This window comes from Aliirhizobium wenxiniae, assembly GCF_014201355.1.
Taxonomy (GTDB): Bacteria; Pseudomonadota; Alphaproteobacteria; order Rhizobiales; family Rhizobiaceae; genus Neorhizobium; species Neorhizobium wenxiniae.
The window spans coordinates 79,944-90,453 of the sequence record NZ_JACHEG010000014.1; the positions used below are offsets into that span (position 1 = coordinate 79,944).

At 60.1% G+C, this 10,510-nt stretch carries 7 protein-coding genes; 3 read left to right on the top strand and 4 right to left on the bottom strand.

Features of this window, described 5'->3' with window-relative positions:
- Positions 1 to 10 precede the first annotated feature (10 nt).
- The 4 genes from HNQ72_RS29005 to HNQ72_RS29020 form a co-directional block, all read right to left on the bottom strand.
- Entirely contained in the window at positions 11 to 1,843 is a 1,833-nt protein-coding gene (locus HNQ72_RS29005) for an ABC transporter ATP-binding protein (RefSeq protein ID WP_183997963.1), read from the bottom strand.
- Positions 1,843 to 2,676, bottom strand: coding sequence for an ABC transporter permease (locus HNQ72_RS29010; RefSeq protein ID WP_244654627.1), 834 nt, complete (start codon positions 2,674 to 2,676; stop codon positions 1,843 to 1,845). Before HNQ72_RS29010 ends, HNQ72_RS29005 begins: the two co-directional genes overlap by 1 nt.
- Complete coding sequence (locus HNQ72_RS29015; RefSeq protein WP_183997944.1) at positions 2,673 to 3,620, bottom strand: ABC transporter permease; 948 nt, start codon at positions 3,618 to 3,620, stop codon at positions 2,673 to 2,675. The genes HNQ72_RS29010 and HNQ72_RS29015 overlap by 4 nt, the downstream gene beginning before the upstream one ends.
- Positions 3,621 to 3,739: 119 nt before the next feature.
- Positions 3,740 to 5,269: an ABC transporter substrate-binding protein gene (locus HNQ72_RS29020; RefSeq protein ID WP_183997946.1), complete on the bottom strand. Its 1,530-nt coding sequence runs from the start codon at positions 5,267 to 5,269 to the stop codon at positions 3,740 to 3,742.
- A gap of 452 nt (positions 5,270 to 5,721) precedes the next feature.
- On the opposite strand from HNQ72_RS29020, the gene HNQ72_RS29025 reads away from it, so the two are divergent.
- The 3 genes from HNQ72_RS29025 to HNQ72_RS29035 all read left to right on the top strand — a co-directional run bounded on the left by HNQ72_RS29025 (position 5,722) and on the right by HNQ72_RS29035 (position 10,288).
- Complete coding sequence (locus tag HNQ72_RS29025; RefSeq protein WP_183997948.1) at positions 5,722 to 7,773, top strand: hydantoinase/oxoprolinase family protein; 2,052 nt, start codon at positions 5,722 to 5,724, stop codon at positions 7,771 to 7,773.
- On the top strand, positions 7,773 to 9,413 hold the full coding sequence (locus HNQ72_RS29030) for a hydantoinase B/oxoprolinase family protein (RefSeq protein WP_183997950.1): 1,641 nt from the start codon (positions 7,773 to 7,775) through the stop codon (positions 9,411 to 9,413). Before HNQ72_RS29025 ends, HNQ72_RS29030 begins: the two co-directional genes overlap by 1 nt.
- Before the next feature lie 128 nt (positions 9,414 to 9,541).
- Positions 9,542 to 10,288, top strand: a complete 747-nt coding sequence (locus HNQ72_RS29035) for an IclR family transcriptional regulator (protein ID WP_183997952.1) — start codon at positions 9,542 to 9,544, stop codon at positions 10,286 to 10,288.
- Positions 10,289 to 10,510: the final 222 nt, after the last annotated feature.

Here is a 10,510-nt window from a genome sequence, read left to right on the forward strand (position 1 = left end):
TATTAAAAATTCAAGCCGCCCATTCCGGGCCGGCGTCCTGCACCAGATGGCCCGGCGACACTTCGCGATAGCTACGCGCTGGCGGCACATAATCGCCGGGACGCACCGGACTGCGGATCTCGCTGTCGGCGATCTTGTGACGGTCACGCCGCCGCGACGGATCGGGAACCGGCACGGCCTCGATCAGACGACGCGTATAGGGATGAACCGGATTGGAGAAGATCGCCGCCCGCGGCCCGATTTCGACGATTTCTCCGAGATACATCACCGCCACGCGGTGGCTGATCCGCTCGACCACAGCCATGTCGTGGCTGATGAAGATGAAGCCGAGCTGCATCTCCTGCTGCAGTTCCAGAAGCAGGTTGACCACCTGCGCCTTTACCGACACGTCGAGCGCCGACACCGCCTCGTCGGCGATGATCACGCTCGGTTTCAGCGCCAGCGTGCGGGCAACGCAGATGCGCTGCCGCTGACCGCCGGAAAATTCATGCGGATAACGCTTGGCGATATCGGGAGACAGGCCGACACGCGTCAGTAGCGAGGCGGCAATCTCGTCCTGCTCCTTTTCGGTCGCCAGCTTGTGGATGCGCAGCGGCTCGGTAATCGCCCGGCCAACCGTCAGACGCGGATTGAGGCTGGCGAACGGATCCTGAAAGATCATCTGCACCGAGCGGCTGAGTGATTGTCGTGTGTCGCTGCGCATCGGCTTGCCGCAAATCTCCACCTTGCCGGCTGTCGGATGCAAGAGACCGGTGATCAGCTTGCCCGTCGTGGATTTGCCGCTGCCGGATTCTCCGACGATCGCCAGCGTCTCCCCGCGCGCAAGCGTCAGGCTGACATTTTCGACCGCATGCACACGCGCCGTCACCTTGCCAAGGATCGTTTGCTGCACGGGAAAACGAACCGACAGGTCCTTCACGTCGAGCAGGATTTCCGAAGTATCCACGGTCGATTTCAAAACCGAAGCCTCGGCGGCAAGGCCGGTATTGATATCGTAGATGGCAAAAGGCTGCGGATCGCTTGAACCGCTCATTGATCCCAATTGCGGCACGGCGGAAAGCAGCGCCTTGGTGTAAGGATGCCGGGCATTGGCAAAGATTTCGGTCGTCGTGCCCTCTTCCACCACATCGCCGCGATACATTACCACCATGCGGTCGGCGACTTCGGCCACCACCCCCATGTCATGGGTGATGAAGAGAACCGCCATACCCTCTTCTTCCTGCAATTCCTTGATCAGGTTCAGCACCTGCGCCTGGATCGTCACGTCGAGCGCCGTCGTCGGCTCGTCGGCAATCAGCAGTGCCGGTTTGCAGGCAAGCGCGATGGCGATCATCACGCGCTGGCGCATACCGCCGGAAAACTGATGCGGATATTCACCGTAACGGCGCGCCGCCGACGGAATATGCACCTTCTCCATCAGCCGGATCGCCTCAACCTTGGCCTCCGCCTTGGAGATCCCGCGATGGGCGATGATGGATTCGGCGATCTGGTCGCCGATGCACATTGTCGGGTTGAGCGACGTCATCGGCTCCTGAAAGATCATTGCGATCTCGTTGCCACGCAGCGCCTTCAAGGCTTTCGGCGAAAGAGAGAGAAGCTCCTTGTCCCCGAGCCTAATCGAGCCCTCGATACGAGTCGACTGCTGCGGCAACAGGCCAAGCACGGACAAAGCAGTGACGCTCTTGCCCGACCCGGATTCGCCGACGATCGCAACGGTCTCGCCGGGCGCGATATCGAAGCCGAGATTGCGCACGACCGAGGTCCATCCATCCTTGTTGCGGAAGGAGATGTTGAGGCCGGAGATCGACAGGCCGGGCTTTTTCGTGGTTTCGGCTATCGACATCACTGCCCCCTGATCTTGCTGGATTTCGGATCGAGCCTGTCACGCAGGTCGTCACAGAAGGCATTGAGAATGAGGATCATCGCCGTCAGCGCCGCGCAGGGCCAGACGAGCAGCATCGGCGCCTGCGCCAGCGTGGCGCGACCGGTCCCGATCATCAGCCCGAGCGACGGCGCCGGCGGCAGCACGCCAAGCCCGAGGAAGGACAGGCCGGATTCCAGCACCACAGTCACTGCGACGGTGAACGAAAACTGCACGATCAGCGGACCGGCAATATTCGGCAGGATGGTGGAAAACATCACACGCGCATTGCTCGCCCCCATGCTGCGCACAGCCTCGACATAATCCTGCGAGCGAACCGAAAGCACGCTGGCATGCGCCACACGCGTGAAGCTTGGCACGAAAACGATCGCAAGTACGGGAATAAGCGTCACCGGCCCCGGCCCGTAAAGCGTCACCGCCAGCATCGCGAGCAGCAGCGGCGGGAAGCAGAGCACGATGTCGATGAACCGCATCGCCAGCATTTCGGTAAGCCCGCGCGAGTAACCGGCCATAACACCGAGCGCCGTGCCAATGACGCCCGCCAGAATGGCGGCGGCAAAGGCCACGATCAGCGAGTTGCGGATCGCGAAGATGAGGCGCACCAGAATGTCACGGCCAAATTCATCCTGCCCGAACAGGTGCGCGCCCGAGGGAGCGGCAAAGCGGGCCGCGGTATCCATCAACAAGGGATCCTGCAACGGCAGAACGGGCGCGAGAAGACTGACGACGAGCAGCAAGGCCAGAAGAACGGCCGGAATCTGACGTGATGTGAATTTCAAAGAGGTTCCGGTCATTTGCGCACCCGCGGATCGGTCAGGCCGTAGAGCACATCGACCAGGAAGTTGAGGCCGATGAAGAGCGCCGAAATCACCAGAATGACGCCGGTCACGGTCGGATAATCACGGGCATTGACGCCGCTGACCAGCATTCCCGAAAGCCCCGGCCAGTTGAACACATATTCGACAAGCACCGTGCCGCCGAGCAGCGAGCCGATCTGCAGCGCGAAAATGGTGATGACGGGGATCAGCGCATTGCGAAGGATATGGTGGAGCACGATGCGGCGATCACCCAGCCCCTTGGCGCGAGCGGTGCGCACGTAGTCGAGCGGCAATACTTCCAGCGTCGAAGCGCGGGTGATCCGGAAGACGATCGCGGCAAGACCGATACCGATTGAAAGCGATGGCATGAGCAGCAACCCCATATGCTTGCCCGGCGCTTGCGAAAAAGCCACGAAACCACCCGCCGAAGTCAGTTTCAGCATCTGCGAAAAGACGAGGATGAGAAGCGTGCCCAGCACGAAAACCGGAATGCCCTGCGCAAAGCCTGCCAGATAGGACGCCACGCGATCGAACGTTCTGCCGGTGTGAAGCGCAGCGTATATGCCCGCAGGAATGCCGATCACGAGGCTGATCAGCGCCGCAAGCCCGATCAGTTCCAGCGTACGCGGCAGCCGCCGCGCGATTTCCGCCGAGACCGAACTGTCGTCGACCATGGAGCGCCCGAGGTCGAAGGAGGCAAGCCCTTTCAGCTTTTCGACATACTGTTCTACGATCGGACGGTTCAGCCCGAGATCCTCGCGGATCATCTGCACGGTCGCCGGATCGGCAGAACCGCCATCCTGTGAAAGAAGCAGCTCGACGGGGTCACCGGGTACGAAGTGAATGGACATGAAGACCAGCGTCACGATCACCCATAGCATGACCAGACTGGCGATCCCGCGTCTTAGAAACCAGAACATGAAACCCCTATTCTCTTTTCGTCACGGCACTGGCCGCCGCAGTCATGCGACACGGCAGCCGGCGCCAGTCCGCTTCCGCCTGCATCGAAAGCCAAGCGGAAGCGTTGGGGGAGATGGCGTCAGGCAAGCGCCAGCTTGTCGAACAGTGTTGCCGAAAAGGGCGACATCTGGTCCGGCAGCAGTTCGAGATTGCCGACAGTCTTGTTACGGGCGAAACCTGTCGCGCGATAAGCGAGGCCGCAGAAACTGGTATTGTCGCAGACAAGCTTGTCGACCTCGGCATAAAGCGCGATGCGCTTGGCCTCGTCACCTTCCTGCCGACCGCGCTGTAGCAGGTCGGAAAGGCCCGGAACCTCGAAATTGCGGCTGCGAAGGAAGGTCTGCGTCAGCGACGGATCGATAACGGTTGCCGCCGCATCCGGATCCAGCGTGTCGATGCCGATACCCTGGACCGCGAAATCGCCGACGCCACGATTGCCCATGGTCACACGGGTCGCCCAGTCCGGCATGGTGAGGTTCACCTTGATACCGATTTCGGCAAGATGCGACTGAACCAGAACGGCAATGCCGGAATGCATCGTATATTGCGAGGTCGCCAGCAGCGAAACCTCAAGGCCGTTCTCGTGGCCCGCTTCCTTCAGAAGCGCCTTTGCCTTTGCCGGATCATAGCTCCAGTAATTGGCCAGTTCCTTGTTGTAGTATGGCGAAACCGACGGGCGCGGAACGCCTGAAAGCGGAGCACCGCGACCGTAGAACACGGTATTGACGATCTCCTCGCGGCGAATGCCGAAGGCAACCGCCTGGCGCAGTTTCGGATCCTTGAACACGCCCGAACCGTTGAAGCTCAGATACATGAACGCACCGGAAGCCATGGCGTCGAGCTTGAGATTGGCGTCCTTGTCGATCGTGTCCATCGCACTCCACGGTACGTAGTCGATCAGGTCGACATCGCCGGCGGTGAGTGCCGCGACCCGCAGGTTCTCGTCCGCATAAGGAGTGATCTGCACATCCTTGAAGGACGGCAGCCCCTCCTTGAAATAATGCTCCGATGCGGTGAGCGAGATGCCGACGCCCTTTTCGGCGGAAACGATGGTGAACGGCCCGGCACCGACACCCTGTTCTTGGGCATCTGTGGAACCGGCGGCAATGATGCCGAGGAAGGGATAGGCCATGACCGAGGGAATGGTTACGTCCGGTGCCTTGGTGACGAGCTTGAAGTTACGGTCGTCGACGATCTCGATCGAGGAGATCTGGGTCACCGGATCGCGCATATAGGCGCCAGAGCCTTCAGCCGCGATCTTTTCCAGCGTCCATTTCACATCGGCCGAGGTGACCGGTTGGCCGTTGGAGAATTTCACGTCCTTGAGGACGAAAGCCCAGGTCAGGTCGTTCTCGCGCTTCCAGCTTTCCGCCAACTCGCCGACCAGCTGCCCCTTCGCATCATAGGTGACGAGATTGCGGTTGATCAGCGCCGAAACAAGCTGGCCCGCATAACCGACATTGATCCACGGACGGAAATGCGACGGATAGGTGGAAAGGCCGACCCGCAGGGTTTTCGCTGCCGGAGCAGCAAAAAGCTGACCGGGAAGTGCTGCGGCGGCGCTGGAGATGGCGAGATATTTGAGGAGATCTCGTCGATTAACAATCATAGCAGTTCCCTCTTTTATGATCAGTCTGTTTCTGGCTTCAAGGCTCGGCGCGCATGTATTCATGCTTTCGCGGATGCCTTGCTATCAAGCATCAACCTGTCTTGCCGCGCTCCCAGCATCATCCATTCCACCCGATGACGAAGCTGCGGCCATGAGAAAATCCGAGAGGCTTGAGGCCGATGGTTTCCGTTGGCTATCAAGCTAAGGACCAGAAATGAAAATCGTCAAGCTCAATTCCAATAAAAGGGCCAAATAATTATCAGTGGTCCGATTATAGGAATAATAGCGCCTTCCATAGCTAGCAAGCATCAAAAAATCACGCCTTATTCCTTTAATCAGAATATAAAATAATATATGATCCATTTATTGGAATTTAGTTGACAGTTTTTTTCTTCGGTTCTTACATGAAGGCACTTCGGGGCAAACGGCCTCAAAACAAGAAGGGGAACTTCATGGTCTGGCGCATTGGCGTGGATTCCGGCGGTACGTTTACCGATGTATGTTTGTTTGAAGAGACCACCGGCGAGGTGAAGATCTGGAAAGTGTCGTCCACCCCCGACGACCCGTCCCGCGGCATCACGCAAGGGGTGGAAGAAGGCATAAGTGAAGTTGGCACAACGGCTGCCGAGGTTGCCTTCCTCGGCCACGGCACGACGGTCGCCACCAACGCGCTCATCCAGGGCCGCGGTGTCCAGACCGGCCTCATCACCACCGACGGTTTTCGCGACCTTTTGGAAATCGGCCGCCAGAAGCGTCCGGATCTCTATGACATCCAGGCCGACAAGCCGGATACGCTGGTCAGCCGCGATCTGCGCATCGGCGTCAAGGAACGTGTCCTGTCGAACGGCGAGACCGAAATCTCGCTCGACGAGGAAGAGTTCCGCTCTGCCGTTCGCGAGCTGAAGAAGGCCGGCGTCAAATCAGTCGCCGTCTGCTTCCTCTACAGCTTCTTGAATTCAGAACACGAGGCAATTGCCGGCCGCATTCTCGAAGAAGAGTTCCCGGAAGCTTTCTCCGCCCTGTCTCACAAGATCGCGCCCGAATTCCGCGAGTTCGAACGCCTGTCGACGACGGTCGTCAATGCCTATCTCGGCCCGGTCATGAAGGGTTATGTCAATGCGCTCAGCGGCAAGCTGAAAAACCTCGGCATCTCCGTCGCCCCGCAGCTGACCCAGTCTAATGGCGGCGTCATCGGTTTTGATGCGGCAGCCGATCTGCCGGTGCGCACGGTGCTTTCCGGCCCGAGCACCGGCGTCGTTGCAGCCCAGGCGATCGGCCGCATGACCGGCATCGAAAACCTCATCACCTTCGATATGGGCGGCACGTCGAGCGACGTTGCACTTCTGACCGGCGGCAAGTGCCAGGTCGTCAACGAATCCGTTGTACACGGTTATCCGATCAAGGCGCCGATGCTCGACATCCACACGGTCGGCGCCGGCGGCGGTTCTATCGCCTATGTCGATAATGGTGGTTTCCTAAAGGTCGGTCCCCGCAGCGCCGGCGCCAATCCCGGCCCGTCCTGCTACGGTCTCGGCAACCCGGAACCAACCGTGACCGACGCCAACGTGCTCCTCCAGACGCAGAACCCGAAATATCTGCTGAACGGCCGCATGAAGATCGATCAGGACCTGTCGCGCGCTGCCATTCAGACGCTGGCCGACAAGCTCGGCATGGGCGTTCTGGAAACGGCAAACGGCATTCTCGATATCGTTGCCGCCAACATGGCCAAGGCCATCCGCGTCATCAGCGTGCAGCGCGGCCACGATCCGCGTGAATACACCATGGTCGCATTCGGCGGCGCCGGGCCGGTTCACGCCGCGCGTCTTGCCAAGGAACTCGGCATGAAGCGCATCCTCATCCCGCGCACGCCCGGCGTCCTCTGCGCTCTCGGCCTGCTGATGACCGATCTGCGCACCGATTTCTCTTCCACCCAGCTGACCCGCCTCGACGAGGCAAGCGCTGATGGCATCGGCGAAATCTATGCAGCCCTCGAAGCCAAGGCCTATGCCTGGTTCGAAAGCGAAGGCATTGCCCCGCAGGCACAGCAGATCTCTCGCACGGTCGATGTCCGTTACGCCGGCCAGAACTACGAAATCTCGGTCCCGGTACAGGCCGGGACGGTCACGGCCGCAACCTTTGCAGCGATCGAGGAAGCCTTCCTCAACGCCCATCGCCAGCTCTACGGCTTCATTGCCGAAGGTGAGCCGGTGCAGATGGTGACCTTCCGTCTTGCCGCAAGCGGGCTTGTTGAAAAGGCGCAGTTCCAGCCGGCCGAAATCGAAGGCCCGGATTCGTCTGCTGCGATTACCGGTTCGCGCGAAGTCTGGATGATGGAAGCCGGCGGCTTCGTCACCGCGACGCTTTACGATCGCGCCAAGCTGAAAGCCGGCAATGTCGTCCAAGGTCCCGCGATCATCGACCAGATGGATACCACCACCGTTGTGCCGATGGATACGACCGCGACCGTCGATGCCTATCTCAATCTCATGCTTGAGGCGAAGTGATGCTGAACGTCAATCAGGAACAAACCACGGCCATCAACCCGATTACCGTTGAAGTGATTGCCAGCGCTTTTGCTTCGACCGTCGAGGAAATGGGCGAGGCGCTCGTCCGCGCCAGCTATTCCACCAATATCAAGGAGCGCCGCGACTGCTCGACGGCTCTCTTCGATGCCAATGGCGCGATGTTGTGCCAGGCCGAGCACATCCCCATGCATCTCGGCAGCTTCATCGGCTTCATCCCCTATCTGATGAAAACGCCGGGTCTGGAAAACATCAAGCCGGGCGACATCTTCATCGGCAACGATGCCTATGAAGGCGGCGGCACCCACCTGCCCGATATCGTCATGGCCTCGCCGATCTTCGTCCAGAACCGGCTTGTGGCCTGGGCAATCAATACCGCCCACCATTCCGACTTCGCCGATCGCGGCCACGCGCATATCTATCAGGAAGGCCTGCGCATTCCGCCGGTGCGGCTCTACAGGGAAGGCGTGCTGCAGGAAGATATCCAGCGCCTCTTCCTCCTCAACTGCCAGGTTCCGCACGAGCGCGTTTCCGACCTTCGTGCCCAGATGGCTGCAAACCGCCTCGGCATTACCCGCCTCAACGAACTCTGTGAGAAATATGGTCTCGACACGGTTCTCGCCGCAGGTGCAGAACTGATGAACTATGCGGAGCGCAAGATGCGCCTCGGCATCGCCTCCATCCCCGACGGCACCTATTCCTTCAAGGATCGTTTCGACAGCGAGGCGCTTGTCGGCGAACTGGAATTCGGCGTCACGATCGAGGTCAAGGGTGATGAAATGCACCTCGATTTCGTCAGCCCGCCGCAGGTCCGCGCCGGCCTCAACGTCGTCTATACTGCACTTCTGGCAACGGTCTATTACGCGGTGAAATCGATCGTCGATCCGACCATCCTGCCGAATGCAGGCCTTGCCCGCCCGATCCATGTCACGGCGGAAGAAGGCAGCCTTCTGCGCTGCGGCCATCCGGCAGCCGTCGATGGACGCATCACCGCCTGCCAGCGTGTCGTCGATCTCATCCACGGCGCATTCGCTCAAGTTATCCCGCACCGGGTGACGGCCGCCTCCAACGGTTCAGTCGGCGTTGCAAGCTTCAACGGTACACGGCCGGACAAGAGCCTCTGGGTCTATCTCGAAACCATCGGCGGCGGTTCCGGCGCACGCTGGAACAAGGACGGTCTTGACGGCGTGCATGTCCACATGACCAACACCTCCAACCTTCCGGTCGAGGCGCTCGAGAACGAATACCCGATCACCCTCCTTCGCTATGAACTGGTCGATGGTTCCGGGGGCGCCGGCACGTTCCGCGGCGGCATGGGTCTGCGCCGTGTCTATCGCGCCGAGGCCGATTGCCGCGTGCAGGTCATGGGCTCGCGCCTGATCTCCGCCCCATGGGGTATCGATGGCGGTCTCGAAGGCGCCCGCGGTTACTTCTCGTTGAACGGCAACCGCGACGTCTTCGTCGACGGTTCGGTCGACCTCAAGGCAGGCGATCTCCTGGAAATCGTCACGCCCGGCGCAGGCGGCTATGGAGCCCCGGCCAGCCGAGGAAAGACCGAGGTTGAACGCGACGTGCGTGAAGGACGATTGACGGCCGGCGAGGCAGCCTCGCTTTACGCCTGAGACTTCGCTTTGGTTGCATTTCACCCGGAATTGACAAGCCGGGTGGAAACGTTTCACAGCTTGAACTCGTATCGGCCTGCACTGTCGAAGACATGCAGGCCGATACATTGCCTTTGGAGGACAGGAAATTGAGCGCGGAAAAGAAATCGTCGAGCAACGTCATGCGCGCGGCCGAGATCCTCATGGCGCTCGGTGACGCCAATCCACCCGGCCTGACGCTTTCCGACCTTGCGACGCAACTGGATGATGCCAAATCCGCCGTCCACCGGGCGCTTGTCGCACTCGGCCAGTTCGGCCTTGTCGAGCAATCGGGTCGACGCGGCGCCTATCGCCTGGGTCCCGGCATCTATGCGCTGGCCAACAAGTCCCACAGCATCAACGACATGGTGAATTTCTATCGCCCGGCCCTCATCAGCATCAGCGCTGAAACCGGGTTGTCGAGTTACCTCATGGTGCGCTCGGGACTGGATTCCGTCTGTCTGGATTTCGCACTGGGGAACCTTCCCATGCAGGCCCTGTTCGAAGGCGTCGGTGGGCGCCTGCCACTCGGCGTCGGGCTCGGTGGCGTCTGTGTCCTAGCGCAGATGGAAGAAGCTGCCCGCGACAGGATCATCGAGATCAATACCGAGCGTTACGGCCAATGGGGCGTCGACGCTGATACCGTCATGCAGGAAATCACCATGCTGAAGACGGAAGGTTATGTCTTCGGCACGAGAAAACATGGCGGCGGCGGCGAGATCAAGACGATCGCCTTCCCTGCCGAAAAGGCAAACACCTTCAACAGCCAGGCAGCGATCTCGCTTCTTTTGCCGAGTGACACGGGTATTGCCGATCTTAAAACGCTGATGAGAAGCCTGCAAAGACATCTGGACTAACTGGCCCCGGGAAAACCAACTGCCGATAAGCCTCAAGCGGACACATCACGCCGTCGAGCCTTCAACCATTCCTGTCTCTATCCCGGCCAGCGAACACCCGAGAGCCTCCACACGGACGAAGCTCTGGCCACATTCAGCGTTTCGCGAATGCCGCAGCCACTTCAGCTCGGCGGTCCGATAGCAATCGATGGAGAACACTGCCGCCGCCGTCCTATTACGGTT